Consider the following 16,029-nt stretch of genomic DNA (forward strand, 5'->3'; position numbering starts at 1 on the left):
GGTGGGGGTGGCCGGCTGGGCGGGGCCGGCGAGGCCGACCAGGGCGGCGAGCGGGAGCAGCAGGGTGGCGAAGCCTGCCAGGGCTCTGTGTCTGACTCTGAGGCCGAAGCGCATCCAGTGTCTCCTCGGGGGAGGTGAGGGCAGTGTGAGGGGGGTGCGCTGGACAATAGAAAGGTCTGGACCATAGGTCAATAGGTCCAGACCAGTGAGGGTATTGACGCGCTTACTTGTTACACGCCCAACTCCTGCGCGAGCACCGCCGCTTGCACCCGGCTGCGCAGCTCCAGTTTCCCCAGGAGACGGCTGACATGGGTCTTCACCGTGGCCTCGGCCATATTCAGGCGTCCGGCGATCTCGGCGTTGGACAGCCCGTCGCCGAGGCAGGACAGCACCTCGCGTTCACGGCGGGTGAGGGATTCCAGGACCGCCGGATCGGTTCCGGGATCCCGTACGGGCTTCGCGGCGAACTCGGCGATCAGCCGCCGAGTGACCGCGGGCGCGATCAGGCCCTCGCCGCGCGCGACCGTGCGGACCGCGGCCAGCAGGTCGCGCGCCTCGGTGTTCTTCAGCAGAAAGCCGGAGGCGCCCGCGCGCAGCGCCCCGAAGACGTACTCGTCGAGGTCGAAGGTGGTCAGCACGAGCACGTCGGCCAGACCCTCGCCGACCACCTGACGGGTGGCCGAGACGCCGTCGAGACGGGGCATCTGCACGTCCATCAGGACGAGATCGGGCCTCAACTCCCGTGCCAGGGCCACCGCCTGCTCGCCGTCCGCGGCCTCGCCGACCACTTCGATGTCGGGCGCGCTGCGCAGGATGAGGACGAGCCCGGCGCGTACGGCGGACTGGTCCTCGGCGACGAGCACGCGGATCATTCGTTTCCTCCCGGAGGGGTCGACGGGGTGGTCGGCAGGTTGGTGGGCAGGGTGGCGTGTACGGTCCAGATCTTGCCGTCGCGAGATTCGGGCGAGGTATCGGGCCCGGATTCGAAGGTGCCGTCCAGCAGCGCGGCCCGCTCCCGCATGCCGACAAGACCGGCGCCCGAGCCGGGGGCGCGCGGGCCGTCGCGGCCGCCGTACGGGCTGGTCACCCGCACGCTCAGGGTGCCGTCCCGCTGGGCGAGCGTCACGGTGACCCGGCCGGGGGAGGCGTGCTTGAGGGCGTTGGTCAGGGACTCCTGGACGATCCGGTAGGCGGCGAGCTCGACCGGTGCCGGCAGCTTCTCGTGAGCGGCTTCGAGCGTGACGTCGAGGCCGTTGGCGCGGGCGGTGTCGACGAGCGCGCCGAGCCCTTCGAGGGTCGGGGCCGCGGCCGGCTTCCGCTCCCCGCTGTCGTCCCGGAGGATGCCGATCAGCCGCCGCATCTCGGCGAGCCCCTCGACACTGTTCTCGCGGATGACGGCGAGGGCGTCCTTCGTGGTGTCCGCGTCGTCGAGCGAGAGCGCGGCCGTGGAGTGGATGGCGATCGCGGACAGGTGGTTGGCCACCATGTCGTGCAACTCCCTCGCCATCCGGGCACGTTCGGCGGTGACGGCCTGGGTGCGGTCCATCTCGGCGAGCAGGGCGGTCTGTTCGGCGCGCAGACGGGCGGCTTCGGCGGCGTCGCGGTGGTTGCGGACGAGCCATCCGGTGGCGGCGGGGGCGAGCGCCACCACGCCGACGCCCACGCCGATCAGTACGGCCTCCGGCCTCCGCCAGATCGCAAGGGGCACCACCGCCCCGAGCACCGTGAGCAGGCCGGTGATCCAGGGGATGCGGCGGGCGGAGGCGGGGGTGCCGTACAGGACGGCCGCGTAGACGAGGTCGGTGAACAGCACGACGGTGACCACGTTGCCCCGCGTGATCGTGTCGGCGGTCAGCATGAGGACCCCGATGAGCAAGCCCGTACGCGGCATGGTCCGGCGCAGCAGCTCGCAGGCGGCCGTCACGGCGAGCGGCAGCAGAGCCGCCCACTCCGGTGACCACAGGACGAGCCCGTTGTCGCCCGGCGGACGGGGGAAGAGGCCGAGGGTCCAGAGCAGGAGCCCTCCGAGCAGCCCGGCCACCGCGATCCGCACGTCGTCGCGGTGGGGGCGGGGGAGTCGTACGGCCGTAGGGGATCTAGCGAGGGGACTCTCGGCTTCAGCCGAGGGGCCAATCGGTTCCCTCAAGGGCTCTCACCTCGACTCTCTGCACGGAGCTGCACTGTTTGGTCCAGGTTAAGGCGTAACGGTCCATTAGACTTGTCGCATGTGTATAATGATCGCGTGACTGTGAGCAGGAAGGTTCGCCGGTTCTCCGGCGGCGTGTACGACCTCGGGCTGCACGTGGTGTGGTGCCCGAAGTACCGCCGTCCGGTCCTCGGCGGCCCGGTCGCGGTCCGGCTGCGTGAGCTGATCGAGCAGAAGGCCGCGGAGCGCGGGTGGGAGATCATCGCCCTTGAGGTGATGCCGGACCGCGTGCACCTGTTCGTCAAGCACGACCCCAAATCGTCGGCGTCGTACGTGGTCAACCAATTCAAGGCCTTCACCTCCCGCCTACTGCGGGCGGAATTCCCGCACCTGAAGTCGAGGCTGCCGACCTTGTGGTCGTCGTCATACTTCGCCGCCTCCGTGGGCGCGGTCTCGGCCGCGACGGTGCAGGAGTACGTGGAGACCCAGCGGGAACGCCCTGGGCAGAAGGGGGAGTAGGCGTGATCCGCGCGTACAAGTTCCTCCTGCGCCCCACGACCCGCCAGGAGCAGGCACTGCGCGCGATGCTCGCCGACCACTGCTCGCTCTACAACGGCGCCCTCCAGGAGCGCCGGGACGCCTGGCGACACGGCTCGAAGACCAGCATCACCTACGGCGCCCAGTCCACCCAGCTCAAGGAGATCCGCACCGTCGACCCGGAGCGCCAGGGCCGCTGGTCGTTCTCCTCCCAGCAGGCCATCCTGCGCCGCCTGGACAAGGCCTTCCAGGCGTTCTTCCGCCGCGTCAAGCACGGCCAGACACCCGGATACCCGCGCTTCAAGGGCGTCGGCCACTTCGACACCGTCGTCTTCCCCAAGGACGGCGACGGCTGCCGTTGGGACTCCACACCGCACGACCCGCAAACCCGCCTCCGCTTGCACGGCGTCGGACACATCCGCGTACACCAGCACCGGCCGGTCAGGGGCCGGGTGAAAACGGTCGCGATCAAGCGGGAGGGCCGCCGCTGGTACGTGGTCCTGTCCTGCGACGAGGTGCCCGCCGAGCCGCTGCCGACCACCGGTGAGGCTGTAGGCATCGACCTGGGCGTCGCCCACTTTTTGACCACCTCCACCGGCGAGCACATCGCCAACCCCCGCTTCCTCCAAGCGGCCGCCGAAGAACTCACCGAAGCACAGCGACACCTGGCAACGTTCCCCAAACGCACCAAGCAGCGCACCACGGCGCACCGGGCCGCCGCCCGGAAGGTCGCCAAGATCCACGCCAGGATCCGGCGCCAGCGCCTGGACCACGCGCACAAGACCGCGCTCGCCCTGGTGCGCGACCACGACGTGATCGCGCACGAGAAGCTGAACACCGCGGGCATGACCAAGGTGCCCGCACTCAAGCCGGACCCCGAACAGCCCGGTGTGTTCCTGCCGAACCAGCGGGCGGCGAAGGCCGGGCTCAACCGATCGATTCTCGACGCGGGTTGGGGGGTGTTCCTCGCGATCCTCGCAGGCAAGGCTGAAAGCGCCGGTCGGACCGTCGTCGCGGTGGACCCCCGCAACACCTCCCGCACCTGCCCGTCCTGCGGGCACGTGGCGAAGGAGAACCGCCTCACCCAAGCGAAGTTCCAGTGCGCCACATGCGGGTTCGCGGCCAACGCGGACCACGTCGGCGCGCTGAACGTCCTCAACAGGGCCGGGCTGGCCCTCTGTGACGCTGCCTAGCCAGCGACACAGGAAGCCCGCGCGGCCACGCGTGGGTGGAGTCACGAATCCATCCAACACGGACGCCACGCCCGGCGCCTGATCCTGGGGGACGGTCCGGATGATGACCTCGTACCGGCGTATGCCCGACGGCACCAGCCTCTGCCATACCTGTGCTCCGAAGAATCTTCAGACGTGCTGCCTGTGCGGGCGCGGGTACGCCCAGTCAACGCACGGACCCCCGACGGGCCGGTCTGCGGCGGCTGCTACTCCAGCCCTCCCCGCCTGTGCGGTGTCTGCGGGCAGATCGCTTCCATCAGCACCCGGGCCGACGGCTCCAGGCCGGACACCTGCGACCGGCATCAACGGTGGCTTGGGCCCGTTTCCACTGCGACACGTGCCGCCCTCGCGAAGAGTGCGCATGTGCCCTGTGCGGGCACGTCGCGAAGATCAAGGTCTTCTGGCCGCGAGGGCCGGTGTGCAACTCCTGCTACAGAACAGCCCTGTCGACCCTGCACCGTGCGCCTCGTGCAACCGACAGCGCATCCTGATCGGTCAGACGGCCGAGGGAACCCTCCTGTGCAAGGCGTGCTCGTTCCCCGACAAAGGGCCATCGTACGTAACCGGTCGAGCGGTGTTCGGCCTGCGATGAGCCGGCGGACCTCTACTCCGGCCGCCGCTGCCCCCGCTGCACCCTGGCCGCCCGCGTGACCGATCTGCTCTCCGCGGACGGCGCAAGCGTGGCCCAGCCACTCCAACCCCTCGCCGCGGTACTGACCGGAGCGGACAACCCCCACCGCGTCCTGCAGTGGCTGCGCCGAAGCCCTGCCGCCCATCTGCTGGGCCGCTTGGCACTCGATCCCGAAGCGCTGAACCACAAATCCCTCGACACGCTGCCGCAGCGGGCTGCCACCGCCTACGTGCGTGGGCTGCTCGTCACCGCCGGCATCCTGCCGCCACGCGATGAAAATCTCGCCCTCCTCACCAACTGGGTCGCACGGACCGTGGCCGAACTGCCAGCGCGGCACGCCAACCTCATCCGTCCGTTCGCCGAGTGGCACATCATCCGCGACGCCCGCCGACGCTCATCCCGCGGCCGTTACACCTACGCCGCACACAAGGGTGACTGCGGCAACGTCCTCGCCGCCATCAACTTCCTGAACTGGCTCGGCACCCAGCACCTGAGTCTCTCCCAGCTCCAGCAGCGGCATCTGGACACCTGGGCGATCGAGCGGCCAAGCCTGCGCTCCCGTTCCATCCCCTTCCTCCGCTGGAGCACTGCACGACGTCTCTGCCCGCCCGATCTGGTCATCGAGCACTCAGCCGCCCAACTCCCGGGCCACTTCCAGGCAGAGGAGGAGCACCGAAAAGAGCTGCTGCGCTGCTTCAACGACACGGCGTTGCCCCTGGAGGTCCGCGTCGCGGCTGCTCTCGTCCGCCTCTACGCCCTCCCCCTGACCCGCATCGTCGAACTCACCGACGACCACATTCGCCGCGACCAGGGGCATACCGACCTGACGGTCAGCCACCACCCCTTCGTGCTCCCGCCCAAGCTCGCCCGCCTCATCGACGATCAGCTGCAGCACAGCCCCCGGCACAGCAACACCGCGGGGTGCAGATACCTCTTGCCCGGTCACAGCCCTGGACGCCCGCGCAACCCCCTTGGCCTCGCCGACACCTTGAGACACCACGGTCTGCCCGCCCGCGCTGCACGGAACACCGCCATGATGGACGCCCTGGTAGACCTGCCGCCCATGGTCATCGCCGACCTGCTCGGCATCCACCCCAAGACAGCCGAACGCTGGGCCACCCTCGCCGGCGGGAACTGGTCCGATTACTTGGCAGCGCGACGGGCCGACCCGTAGGGCTAGGCAGTTGAGCAGGGCGGTGTTCCGAGTCTGCGCTATTGGGGGATGGTGAGCAGGATGCGGCCGTGGCCACCGCCGGCGTCGACGTGGTCGTGGGCCTTGGCGATGTGGTCCAGCGGGTGACGGTCGCCGACGGCGACGGTGAGGGCGCCGACGGCGGCTGCGGAGGTGAGGTCGCGGGCGGCCTGGCGCTTGGCCTCGGCGGGGAAGTCGTCGCTGCCGAGCAGCCGCAGGGTGACGTTGTTGAACAGCAGCGGCCAGAAAGGGATCTCAGTGCGGTCCGAGCGGGTCGCGTAGGCGGCGATGACGGCGTTGTTGGCGGCGACGGCGTTGTCGAGACCGGCGTTGTCGGACAGCGCGACCTCGATGATCCGGTCGACGCCCCGCGGCGCGTACGAGCGGATGGCCGCGGCGGGCTCGCCGGTATCCAGGGCGACGGCGTGGGAGGCGACGGCCGCGTCGACGCGGCTGAGGTCCGCGGTTCGGCGGACGGTCGCGATCACAGTCGCGCCGGCCCAGTGGGCGAGCTGGGCGGCCAGGGAGCCGACGCCGCCGAGAACTCCGTGGACCAAGACCAGTTGGCCGTCGACCGGGCCGTCGGCGAAGACGGTGCGGTGGGCGGTGATACCGGGGATGCCGAGGCTCGCTCCCAGCTCGTCACTGAGGTGGTCGGGCAGGGGTGCGGCCTGGTGCTCGGGTACGACGGTGTACTGGGCGGCGGTGCCGAAGGGGCGGTAGGACTGGGCGCCGTACACCCAGACCCGTTGTCCCACGCGGCGGGCGTCGACTCCGGCGCCCACGACGTCGATGACTCCGGTGGCGTCGCTGTGCGGGATCACCCGCGGGAAGGGCATGGACGAGCCGAGCCAGCCGCGCCGCTTCTTGGTGTCGCCGGGGTTGACGCCCGAGACGGTGACACGGACGCGCACCTCACCGGGGCCGGGGACAGGATCAGGGAGTTCACCGACGTGCAGGACATCGGCGGCGGGTCCCTGGTCGTCGTACCAGGAAGCAAGCATGGGGGTACCTCCGTGGACAGTCAGCTCGCGGGAGCGGCGGGCGCATGCGGATCGCTGTCGGTGCATGCGGTGTCGAATGCGGGCGCCTTCTCCCCGAGGGCCTCGCGCAGCCAGGTCCGTTCGGCGCGGCTGGTGGCGCGGGCGGTGAGCAGCATGCCCCGCCGGTAGGGGTCGGCGATCTCCTCGGCACGCAGGGGCCGCTCGTTGTCGTAGAAGAAGCTCGCCGGTTCTTCCAGGAACTCCAGCCGTCTGCGCAGCACCGCGTGCTGTTCGGCCACGTCGGGCAGGTGGGAGAGGAAGGCCAGGACGACGTAGAACCGGGTGAAGTCGGTGATCTCGTGGTCGGCGGGCTTGCGCAGGCGCTGAAGCATTTCGGCCCGTCCGGCCGCGGTCAGGCTGAGCACGTACCGGGCCGCCCCCGCGGCCGGGTCGGCGCGCCGCTCGATCAAGCCCGCCCTGGTCAGACGATTGATCGCCGGATACAGGCTGCCGTCACTGACCGGCCGCGTATAGCCGGTCAGCTGTGAGATGCGGCGGCGCAGCTCGTGTCCAGGCAGGGGTCCCTCGGCGAGGAAGCCGAGTATCGCGAGTTCCAGCATGAGTCCATCTTCGCACGCGAACATCGAATCGATGTGAACATCGATTCGATGTTACGCTCGCAGGTACCCGCCCAAACGTCTCCGGAGAGGCACAGCAAGATGCCATCGCAGTCCACCGAGTCAGTGATGAACCGCTTCGTCGAGTTCATCAACACGGGCAACGAGGATCTCGCCCGCGAGGTCATTTCTCCGGACGCGGTGTTCCACGCGCCAAGCCACCCGGAACCACTGCGGGGGCCCGATGGGTACATGGAAGTCCTCGGGATGATGCGCAGCGCCTTCCCCGACGTCCAGTGGACGATGGAGGAGACGGTCACCGAAGGCGACACCGTGGCCGCGCGGTTCACCATGCGGGGAACCCACGACGGTGAATTCTTCGGGATCCCGGCGAGCGGCAACAAGATCTCGGTGCAGGCCATGAACTTCTACTACCTGGCCGACGGCCGGATCGTCGGCGAACGGGGCCAGCCCGATCTCCTCGGGGTGATGCAGCAGATCGGTGCCCTACCGACGCCGTGAACCTCATAGCGCCGGGTGAGCCTTCTGCCGCGCGGGATTGCCGCTGCCGGGAGGGGGCCGTACGGCGCGGTGGCAGAGGGCGAAGGCCCGCACCGGAGCGCGGGCGGCCGGCGCGGGTTCACCGCAAGAGGCCCGTCTTCTTCTTGCTCCGGCGACTTCGCGCAGACAGCCCCCGTTGCGGCGAAAGCCTTTACACCTTGTCACCGCTGACGTGACCGAGCCGGGTACGGAACTGCTCGCTCTACGTCGAATACTGCAACCCTCGAATACCGACAGTCCACCAGTGGCGGCTACATCGAAGGATGCAGTGCCGTTTCGTCACTGGCGACGACGATCCGGGCCGCTGCCGCCGGGAGCCTTGAAGGGTGACCGAGAGGAGCAAGCCGTGATCGTCACACTCATCGTCGCCTGTGAAGTCGCCTTCTGGGTGCTGCTGGCAGCGGGCCTGGGCGCGCGCTATCTGCTCAAGATGCCGCGGACCGGCCTCGCCCTGCTGCTGTGCGAGCCACTCCTCGAAGTCGTGCTGTTCGTAGTCACCGCCATCGACCTCAAGAACGGCGCGGAGCCCGACTGGAAGCACGGTCTCGCCGCCGTCTACATCGGCTTCACCGTGGGCCTGGGCCATTCCACGATCAGGTGGGCCGACGCCCATGTCGCCCACCGCTTCGCGGGTGGTCCGCCGCCGGTGAAGCCGCCCAAGTACGGGATGGCCCGCGCACGCCACGAGTGGCGGGTCGCGGGCCGCTGGATCACCGCGGCCGTCGTCGCGATGGCGCTGCTTCAGGCCGCGATCTGGTACGTCGGCTCAGGCGGCGAGACCGACTCGCTGCGCGCCTGGCAGTCGAGGATGCTGTTCGTGATCGGCATCAACGTCGTCATCGCGCTCAGCTACACGCTGTTCCCGAAGAAGGCCCCGTACGGCCATGGGGAGAAGGATTCGTACGAGGCGAAGTCAGCGCTCCCCACCCGGGACCCAGAGCACGTCCCCGACCTCCTTGTTGGCCGTCCGCGCAAGGATGAACAGTAGGTCCGACAGCCGGTTCAGATAGGTCGCCGTGAGCGGGTTCATCACCTCCCCGTGGGCCTCCAGCGCCGCCCACGTCGACCGCTCCGCCCGCCGCACGACCGTGCACGCCTGGTGCAGCAGTGCCGCACCGGGCGTGCCGCCGGGCAGGATGAACGAGCGGAGCTTCTCCAACCGCTCGTTGAACCGGTCGCAGTCCGCCTCCAGCTTGTCGATGTAGAACTGCTCGACCCTGAGGGGCGGGAACTCCGGGTTCTCGACGACCGGCGTCGACAGGTCCGCGCCCACGTCGAACAGGTCGTTCTGCACGCGGGTGAGGACCTTGACGACCTCCTCGTCGAGCCCGCCGAGGGCGATCGCCGTGCCGATGACCGCGTTCGCCTCGTTGGCGTCGGCGTACGCCGCGATCCGCAGATCGGTCTTGGCGACCCGGCTCATGTCGCCGAGGGCGGTGGTGCCCTGGTCGCCGGTCCTGGTGTAGATGCGCGTCAGATTGACCATGTGACCAGCGTAGTTACGCTCCGGCCTTCCGGAACACTCGTGTGCCCACTGTCACTGCGAGCGCCGCGAAGCCGACGGCCACGATCACGCCGTACAGCATGGAGGAGGTCGCGTACGAGCCGACGTACGCGTCCCGCATCGCGTCCACCAGATAGCGGAACGGCATGAAGTGGGACAGCACGTCCAGCCAGCCGGGCCCGAGCGCCATCGGCAGCATGAGGCCGGACAGGAGCATCGACGGCAGGGTGACGGTGTTGATCGTCGGGCCGAACTCCTGCGGGGAACGGACCTTCATGGCCAGCGTGTACGACAGGGCGGCCAGCGAGATGGTCAGCAGCGCGACGAACGCGAAGCCGATCAGGACGCCGGCGAGCGGGGCGCGCAGGCCCATCATCAGGGCCACCAGGACCAGCAGTACCGACTGGAGGACGAAGACGGCGGCGTCCCGCAGCACCCGGCCGAGCAGCAGCGCGAGGCGGCTGACGGGGGTGACGCGCATCCGCTCGACGATCCCGTGGTTCTTCTCGACGAGGATCGAGAAGCCCGCGAACGCGGCGCCGAACAGGGCGAGTTGGAGCAGCAGTCCGGGGACGAGCACCTGCCAGGAGCTGCCGCGGCTGTCCAGCGGCAGGTCGGTGAGCAGCGGACCGAAGAAGACCAGGTACAGCAGCGGCATCAGGACGCCGAAAATCATCGCGAGCTTGGAGCGCAGGGTCTGGCGGGCGTAGCGCCCGAAGATCAGCGCGGTGTCGTGCACAAGCATGGGGTTCCTATACGGCTACGGGGGTGGAGTCGGCCCGTACGGGACCGCGGCCGGTGATGGCGAGGAAGGCGTCCTGGAGGGTGGCGTCGGCCGAGCCGCCGTACCGGAGCTTGAGCGCGCGCGGCGTGCCCTCGGCCACCACGACGCCCTTGTCGACGACGACGAGCCGGTCGGAGAGCGCGTCCGCCTCGTCGAGGTAGTGCGTGGTGAGGAAGACGGTGGTGCCGTACTCGTCGCGCAGGCGTCGTACGAGGTCCCACAGGTCGGCCCGGCTGGCCGGGTCGAGCCCGGTGGTCGGCTCGTCGAGGAAAAGCACAGCGGGGCGGTGCGTGAGCGCCATCGCGATGTCGAGACGGCGCCGCTGGCCGCCGGAGAGGGTCGCGATCTTGCGGTCGAGCAGATCGGCCAGGCCCAAGTCGTATGCCAATTCCTGAGCGCGGTCCGTCGCTTGAGCCTTGGTCAGGCGGTAGAGCCGTCCTTGGGTGACCAGCTCCTCCCGCACGGTCACGGTCGGGTCGACGCCGCCGGACTGCGCGACATAGCCGCAGGCCCTGCGCACGCCGGCCGGGTCGGTGGCCAGGTCGCAGCCCGCGACGGTGGCGGCGCCGCCGGTCGGGGCGAGCAGCGTGGTGAGCATGCGGAGGGTGGTCGTCTTGCCGGCGCCGTTCGGGCCGAGGAAGCCGAGGATCTCGCCCGGCTGGACGGTGAGGTCGATGCCCCGGACCGCCTCTACCGGGCCCTGCTTCGTCTGGAAGGTCCGGGCCAGGCCGGCCGTACTGATGATTGCCATGTCTCCAAGAAGAACAGAGTCATTGAAATTTTGCAACGACACCAAACTTTCAGAGTCTCCAACGACGGCTAGGATGAGGGCATGGCAGAAGGGCTCAGAGAGCGGAAGAAGCGCCAGACCAGGCAGTACATCTCCGATGTGGCGACCGGTCTGTTCCTGGAGCGCGGCTTCGACGCGGTGACGATCGCGGAGATCGCGGAGGCCTCGGACGTCTCGGTCAACACCGTCTACAACTACTTCCCCAGCAAGGAAGACCTGTTCCTGGACCGTGCCGAGGGGGTCGTCGGCGCGCTCTCGCGATACGTCCGGGGCCGGGACGTGGGCGAGTCGGCGGGCGCCGCCGTCCTGCGGGAACTGCGCGCGGAGGTCGAAGCGGTGTCCCCCAGGGTCGGACTGATGGAGGGCTACGACCGCTTCGCGAAGGTCATCCACGGCGCGTCCGCGCTCAAGGCCCGCCTCTGGTACATCCAGCAGGAGACGCTCGACCGACTTGAGGCGACGCTGCGCGAGGAGGCGGGGGCCGAGGAGAACGACCCCATGCCCACCTTGGTCGCCGGTCAGCTCAACTGGGTGCAGTCCACCCTCATGGCCGTGATCGAGCGTGCGATGCTCGCCGGAGGCAAGCCCGCCGAAGTGTCCCGCGAAGCCCTCGCCCTTCTCGACGACATGGAGGACCTTTTGAGCGAGAAGGTCCTCAACTACGCCGTGCGGACGGCGGAATGACCCATGCCGGTGTGATGTCCGTCATCTGAGACGTGACGCGCATTACTTACCGGTCACACAGCCCCTCACGAGCGCTAAGGTCCGCCGGAGAGGCACATATAAGCAGCGTGTTAAGCGGGTTAGGGGAGTCGGACTGTGGCACGGAAGCTTGCCGTCATCGGAGCCGGGCTCATGGGTTCCGGTATTGCCCAGGTCTCCGCACAGGCCGGCTGGGACGTCGTCCTACGGGATGTCACCGATGAGGCGCTGACCCGTGGTACGGACGGCATCAAGGCCTCGTACGAGAAGTTCGTGAGCAAGGGGAAGCTGGACTCCGCCGAGGCGGAGGCCGCCCTGGCCCGGATCTCCACGACCACGGACCTGGACGCGGTCGCCGACGCCGACATCGTCGTCGAGGCCGTCTTCGAGAAGCTGGACGTCAAGCACGAGATCTTCCGTACGCTCGACAAGCTGGTGAAGGACGAGACCGTACTCGCGTCCAACACCTCCGCCATCCCGATCACCAAGATCGCGGCGGCCACCGAGCGCCCGGAGCGGGTCGTCGGCGTCCACTTCTTCTCGCCGGTCCCGATGATGCAGCTGTGCGAGCTGGTGCGCGGCTACAAGACGAGCGACGAAACGCTCGCCGCCGCACGGGAGTTCGCCGAGTCCGTCGGCAAGACCTGCATCGTCGTCAACAGGGACGTCGCCGGCTTCGTCACCACCCGGCTCATCTCGGCGCTCGTCGTCGAGGCGGCCAAGCTGTACGAGTCCGGCGTGGCCACCGCCGAGGACATCGACCTCGCCTGCAAGCTGGGCTTCGGCCACGCCATGGGGCCGCTCGCCACCGCCGATCTGACGGGCGTCGACATCCTGCTGCACGCGACGAGCAACATCTACACGGAGACCCAGGACGAGAAATTCGCCCCGCCGGAACTGATGCGCCGGATGGTTGACGCCGGTGACATCGGGCGCAAGAGCGGGCAAGGCTTTTACGCCCACTGATTTACATCTGATGATTTTCTGTCGACCACTATCGTGATCACCCTTCGGAGTGATTTCGGTATCGGTTCGCTTACAGACGGCAACTTCTGCCCCGGTGGGGCAGTCAGTCCTGACACAAACACAGGACACGAAAGACGCACAAAGACGCTGAGCACGAAACGCACTCTCGGGGAGCGCATATGCACATCAGGGGCGACCACGCCGAGCTGGTCGTCGGGGGCCGCCTCGACGTCGTCAGCGCGGCGGACGCCCGTACGGTCCTGCACTCGGCCGTCGACGACGGAGCCGGCGACCTGGTGCTCGACCTGTCAGAGCTGGACTCCTGGGACGCCACCGGGCTCGGTGTCATCATGGGGGCCCACCGGCGGGCTGGGCGGTGTGGCCGGAGGCTTGTGCTGCGCGGCGTTCCGCCGCAGATGCAGCGCTTGTTGGTGGCGACCCGGCTGCACCGGATCCTGGCGATCGAGGGCGGCATCGGAGTCGAGTCGCTGCCCCGGGTGTGAGAGCCGGACCGTCGCCTCCCGGAGGACCGGACCGCCGCGTTCTGGATGAAATGTGCAGCGCGCACAATCCTCACGAAGCTGTGACGTCTCGGACGTCGCTGTACTCCGTCTGTTCATAGATACTGTGCAAAGGTTTAAGGTTCGGCTGCCTGCCACTCTGTAAAACCCTGAGTGGGCACCGGACCAGAAGCGACAGCGCAGTGTGCAGCAGGCCGGGGGGCTCGGCACACGACGCTTTTGGGGGGCTTGGACCTATGGACACGACGAACAACCGGGGACCCGAAGAGCACGGTCATGACGAGCACGGTCATGACGACGACGTCCGGACGCCTCGCCAGCGCCCGCCGCGCGATCCGCTGACGCAGGCTCTCGGGCCGGGAAGCGCCCAGCACACGCCGGCACTGGCCCGCACCGTCCAGCTCGTGTCGGGCGACTTCCTGCTCACCGTCAACCCTGTCGACGGCAGCGAGATAGAGCTCTGCCCGCCGGGCGAGCGGCCGGCCAGGCCCGTGAAGTTCACACCCGCCGAGCGGGCCGAGCTGGCTCCCGCCACGCGGCCGCCCGTACCTCCGGGGCCCTTGCTGCCCAGGCTGCCGCTGCTGGAGCGGCAGGAGGAGCGTGAGCGGCTCGCACGCCTGCTTGCGCGGGGGCGCTCCGTACGGCTCACCGGGCCCTCGGGGTCGGGCCGTACCGTGCTCCTGGACGCCGTCGCCGACGACTGTGCGGATCTCGCGCCCGACGGCGTCATCCGCCTCAGCGGCCACCGCCGGACGCCGAGCGATCTGCTGCACGACCTCTTCGCGGCCGTCTACAGCGCGCCCCTGTACCGGCCGGAGCTGGACGAACTGCTCACTCTCGTCCGGGAGATCGGCGCGGTCGTCGTCCTCGACGACATCGAGTTCGGCGGCAGCGCGCTCGACGAGCTGCTCGACGCGACACCCGAGTGTGCCTTCCTGATCTCCGCGACCCCCGAGGTCGCCGCACCGTCCGCCGACTCGCTCCTCGAAGAGGTCTTCCTCGGCGGCCTCGGCCGCGGCGGCGGGCTCGAACTCCTCGAGCGGGCCGTCGGCCGCGTGCTGACGGAGGACGAGGCGGCCTGGGCGGGCGACCTCTGGTTCGAGTCCGAGGGACTGCCGCTGCGCTTCGTGCAGGCCGGCGCACTGCTGCGGCAGCGCGACCAGCTGCGCGCCGATCCGAACGCCTTCGACGAGTACGGCTACTACGAGGACGCGCCCGTGGACGCGCCCTTCGACGCCGATGACCTCCAGGACGTACCGCTGCCGTCGCTCGCCGAGGGGGCCGCGCCCGCCGCGCTGCTCGCGTCCCGGCTCAGTGATTCGGCGCGCGACACGCTGCGGTTCGCGGTCGCGCTGGACGGCGAGGTGCCGCACCAGGCGCATCTGCCCGCGCTGGTCGGGGACACCCACGCGGACGCCGCACTGGCGGAGCTCGTCGGCTGCGGGCTCGTCACACCGGTCGGCTCGCACTACCGGCTCGCGGCCGATGTGCAGACCCAGCTGGAGGCCGCCGGGTTCGCTTCCCACGCCGAGGAACGGGCGCGCATCGCGGCCCAGCACTACGCCTGGTGGGCCGGGCATCCGTCGGTCACGCCGGAACGGGTCGCCGCCGAGGCGGACGCCGTGCTCGCGGCGCTCACCGCGCTCGTGCCGATCACCGCGCCGCCGGCCGACGAGGAGGACGAGAGCGCCGCCGTACGCCTGGCCCGGGCGGTCGCGCCCGCGTTCGCCGGGGGGCTGCACTGGGGCGCCTGGGAACGCACGCTGCGCGCCGGCACGGAGGCGTCCCGGCTCGCCGGTGAGGTCTCCGAACAGGCCTACTTCCATCATGAGCTGGGCGTCCTCGCAATCTGCGGCGGACAGTTCGACCGGGCCCGCGCCGAGTTGGAGGCTTCCATCGGGCTGCGCGGCGCGCTCGCCGACAAGCGCGGTACGGTCGCGGGCCGCCGCGCCCTCGCCCTGGTCGACGACCGCACCGGTGCCACACCCTCGGCCGGACTGGGGTCGACCTCGGGCGAAGAGGTGCCCGACGCGCGGTACGAGGAGTCGGCGTCGCCCCCGGGTGGCGTACCGGCCGCGTTTGCGGCGGTCCCGCCGCCTCAGCCGTCCCAGATCCCGACGTTGGTCACGAACCGCAGCGGGGCCCCGGCGTCGCACAAGACCAGTGGCGTGAAGCGGCTGGTGCACGGCACCCGGCGCAATCTGGTGGCCGCGGCCGCGGGCGCCCTCCTCGCCGCCGTGCTCGGCACCGTGGTGACGCTCGGTGCGACTTCGAACGGCGACGACAACACCCCGTCGGAGAAGGTCGGCGTCAATCCGTCCGCGAGCGCGGGCGAGAACGGCGGCGGGCTCGGCGCGGAGGAGCCGAGGAAGGACAGCGTCGGCGACTCGGACTCCACGAGCCGTCCGACGGACCCGGGCGAGGACGGAGTCGTCGGGACTTCGGACGATCCGACGCCGTCGGCCAGCGGCGAGCCGTCGGACGACCCGAGCGGGTCGAAGGACCCGAGCGATCCGACCAAGTCACCGACGCAGTCGCCCACCAAACCGCCGTCCACGTCCAAGCCGCCGACGACCTCTAGGCCGCCGACCACTCCGCCGCCGACCACGTCCAGGCCGCCGACGACCTCACAGCCGCCGACCTCCGAGTCGCCGACGGTATCTCCGTCGCCGCCACCGGAGAACTCGACCTCGGCCAGCGGTCCGGCGCCCAGCACACCGGTTTCCAGCCCGGCCGAGAGCAGCAGCTCCGCGAGCGGTCCGGATGAGCCGCCGAGCGGGTCGGGGACGACCGGTACGTCGGCGTTGATCTGACAGCCGCGTACGACACGACAGGCCTACGTCACGAGAGAGGGCCGGGTCCA

Annotated in this window: 16 protein-coding genes; 9 read left to right on the forward strand and 7 right to left on the reverse strand. The window is 69.6% G+C overall.

Features of this window, described 5'->3' with window-relative positions:
- Positions 1-230: 230 nt before the first annotated feature.
- Positions 231-872 (reverse strand): response regulator, encoded by a 642-nt coding sequence (locus tag G5C60_RS30625; protein WP_165264245.1) that lies wholly within the window; start codon positions 870-872, stop codon positions 231-233.
- Complete coding sequence (locus G5C60_RS30630) at positions 869-2,134, reverse strand: histidine kinase (protein ID WP_165264273.1); 1,266 nt, start codon at positions 2,132-2,134, stop codon at positions 869-871. The genes G5C60_RS30625 and G5C60_RS30630 overlap by 4 nt, the downstream gene beginning before the upstream one ends.
- A 114-nt stretch (positions 2,135-2,248) precedes the next feature.
- Between G5C60_RS30630 and tnpA the strand changes: the two genes are divergently transcribed.
- From tnpA to G5C60_RS30645, 3 genes are all read left to right on the forward strand, one after another.
- On the forward strand, positions 2,249-2,665 hold the full coding sequence (gene tnpA, locus G5C60_RS30635; RefSeq protein ID WP_165264274.1) for an IS200/IS605 family transposase: 417 nt from the start codon (positions 2,249-2,251) through the stop codon (positions 2,663-2,665).
- A gap of 2 nt (positions 2,666-2,667) precedes the next feature.
- The gene (locus G5C60_RS30640) at positions 2,668-3,876 is read left to right on the forward strand and encodes an RNA-guided endonuclease TnpB family protein (RefSeq protein ID WP_165264246.1); all 1,209 of its coding nucleotides are present in this window, start codon (positions 2,668-2,670) and stop codon (positions 3,874-3,876) included.
- Positions 3,877-4,562: 686 nt separating this feature from the next.
- Complete coding sequence (locus tag G5C60_RS30645) at positions 4,563-5,720, forward strand: hypothetical protein (RefSeq protein WP_165264247.1); 1,158 nt, start codon at positions 4,563-4,565, stop codon at positions 5,718-5,720.
- Positions 5,721-5,758: 38 nt separating this feature from the next.
- Here G5C60_RS30645 and G5C60_RS30650 read toward each other — a convergent pair whose 3' ends face one another.
- Together G5C60_RS30650 and G5C60_RS30655 are read right to left on the reverse strand one after the other, a co-directional pair.
- Positions 5,759-6,742, reverse strand: a complete 984-nt coding sequence (locus G5C60_RS30650) for an NADPH:quinone reductase (protein ID WP_165264248.1) — start codon at positions 6,740-6,742, stop codon at positions 5,759-5,761.
- Positions 6,743-6,762: 20 nt separating this feature from the next.
- Positions 6,763-7,341: a PadR family transcriptional regulator gene (locus tag G5C60_RS30655; protein ID WP_165264249.1), complete on the reverse strand. Its 579-nt coding sequence runs from the start codon at positions 7,339-7,341 to the stop codon at positions 6,763-6,765.
- 126 nt (positions 7,342-7,467) lie between these two features.
- Between G5C60_RS30655 and G5C60_RS30660 the strand changes: the two genes are divergently transcribed.
- Positions 7,468-7,860, forward strand: coding sequence for an ester cyclase (locus tag G5C60_RS30660; RefSeq protein ID WP_241267192.1), 393 nt, complete (start codon positions 7,468-7,470; stop codon positions 7,858-7,860).
- Positions 7,861-8,245: 385 nt separating this feature from the next.
- The gene (locus tag G5C60_RS30665) at positions 8,246-8,887 is read left to right on the forward strand and encodes a hypothetical protein (RefSeq protein ID WP_165264251.1); all 642 of its coding nucleotides are present in this window, start codon (positions 8,246-8,248) and stop codon (positions 8,885-8,887) included.
- Here the strand turns inward: G5C60_RS30665 and G5C60_RS30670 are convergent.
- From G5C60_RS30670 to G5C60_RS30680, 3 genes are read right to left on the reverse strand one after another with little or no spacing between them, the layout of a single operon-like run.
- Positions 8,813-9,385 carry a cob(I)yrinic acid a,c-diamide adenosyltransferase gene (locus G5C60_RS30670; RefSeq protein ID WP_165264252.1) on the reverse strand — a complete coding sequence of 191 codons (573 nt, stop codon included), beginning with the start codon at positions 9,383-9,385 and terminating at the stop codon, positions 8,813-8,815. The genes G5C60_RS30665 and G5C60_RS30670 overlap by 75 nt on opposite strands.
- Positions 9,386-9,398: 13 nt before the next feature.
- Complete coding sequence (locus G5C60_RS30675; RefSeq protein WP_165264253.1) at positions 9,399-10,148, reverse strand: ABC transporter permease; 750 nt, start codon at positions 10,146-10,148, stop codon at positions 9,399-9,401.
- Positions 10,149-10,155: 7 nt separating this feature from the next.
- The gene (locus G5C60_RS30680; RefSeq protein ID WP_165264254.1) at positions 10,156-10,938 is read right to left on the reverse strand and encodes an ABC transporter ATP-binding protein; all 783 of its coding nucleotides are present in this window, start codon (positions 10,936-10,938) and stop codon (positions 10,156-10,158) included.
- An 81-nt stretch (positions 10,939-11,019) separates the two neighbouring features.
- Here G5C60_RS30680 and G5C60_RS30685 point away from each other — a divergent pair, with 81 nt between their 5' ends.
- The 4 genes from G5C60_RS30685 (at position 11,020) to G5C60_RS30700 (ending at position 15,979) form a co-directional block, all read left to right on the forward strand.
- Positions 11,020-11,661, forward strand: a complete 642-nt coding sequence (locus tag G5C60_RS30685) for a TetR/AcrR family transcriptional regulator (RefSeq protein ID WP_165264255.1) — start codon at positions 11,020-11,022, stop codon at positions 11,659-11,661.
- A gap of 135 nt (positions 11,662-11,796) precedes the next feature.
- Positions 11,797-12,645, forward strand: a complete 849-nt coding sequence (locus G5C60_RS30690; protein ID WP_165264256.1) for a 3-hydroxybutyryl-CoA dehydrogenase — start codon at positions 11,797-11,799, stop codon at positions 12,643-12,645.
- Positions 12,646-12,824: 179 nt separating this feature from the next.
- Complete coding sequence (locus tag G5C60_RS30695; RefSeq protein ID WP_165264257.1) at positions 12,825-13,148, forward strand: STAS domain-containing protein; 324 nt, start codon at positions 12,825-12,827, stop codon at positions 13,146-13,148.
- A gap of 254 nt (positions 13,149-13,402) precedes the next feature.
- Positions 13,403-15,979, forward strand: coding sequence for an ATP-binding protein (locus G5C60_RS30700; RefSeq protein ID WP_165264258.1), 2,577 nt, complete (start codon positions 13,403-13,405; stop codon positions 15,977-15,979).
- Positions 15,980-16,029: the final 50 nt, after the last annotated feature.

This window comes from Streptomyces scabichelini (assembly GCF_011045015.1).
GTDB lineage: Bacteria > Actinomycetota > Actinomycetes > Streptomycetales > Streptomycetaceae > Streptomyces > Streptomyces scabichelini.

Excerpts from the sequence above, each read along its gene's own strand:
- G5C60_RS30625 (WP_165264245.1), bottom strand. The coding sequence starts at position 872 with ATGATCCGCGTGCTCGTCGCCGAGGACCAGTCCGCCGTACGCGCCGGG.
- G5C60_RS30650 (WP_165264248.1), bottom strand. The coding sequence starts at position 6,742 with ATGCTTGCTTCCTGGTACGACGACCAGGGACCCGCCGCCGATGTCCTG.
- G5C60_RS30655 (WP_165264249.1), bottom strand. The coding sequence starts at position 7,341 with ATGCTGGAACTCGCGATACTCGGCTTCCTCGCCGAGGGACCCCTGCCT.
- G5C60_RS30660 (WP_241267192.1), top strand. The coding sequence starts at position 7,468 with ATGAACCGCTTCGTCGAGTTCATCAACACGGGCAACGAGGATCTCGCC.
- G5C60_RS30670 (WP_165264252.1), bottom strand. The coding sequence starts at position 9,385 with ATGGTCAATCTGACGCGCATCTACACCAGGACCGGCGACCAGGGCACC.
- G5C60_RS30675 (WP_165264253.1), bottom strand. The coding sequence starts at position 10,148 with ATGCTTGTGCACGACACCGCGCTGATCTTCGGGCGCTACGCCCGCCAG.
- G5C60_RS30680 (WP_165264254.1), bottom strand. The coding sequence starts at position 10,938 with ATGGCAATCATCAGTACGGCCGGCCTGGCCCGGACCTTCCAGACGAAG.
- G5C60_RS30685 (WP_165264255.1), top strand. The coding sequence starts at position 11,020 with ATGGCAGAAGGGCTCAGAGAGCGGAAGAAGCGCCAGACCAGGCAGTAC.
- G5C60_RS30695 (WP_165264257.1), top strand. The coding sequence starts at position 12,825 with ATGCACATCAGGGGCGACCACGCCGAGCTGGTCGTCGGGGGCCGCCTC.
- G5C60_RS30700 (WP_165264258.1), top strand. The coding sequence starts at position 13,403 with ATGGACACGACGAACAACCGGGGACCCGAAGAGCACGGTCATGACGAG.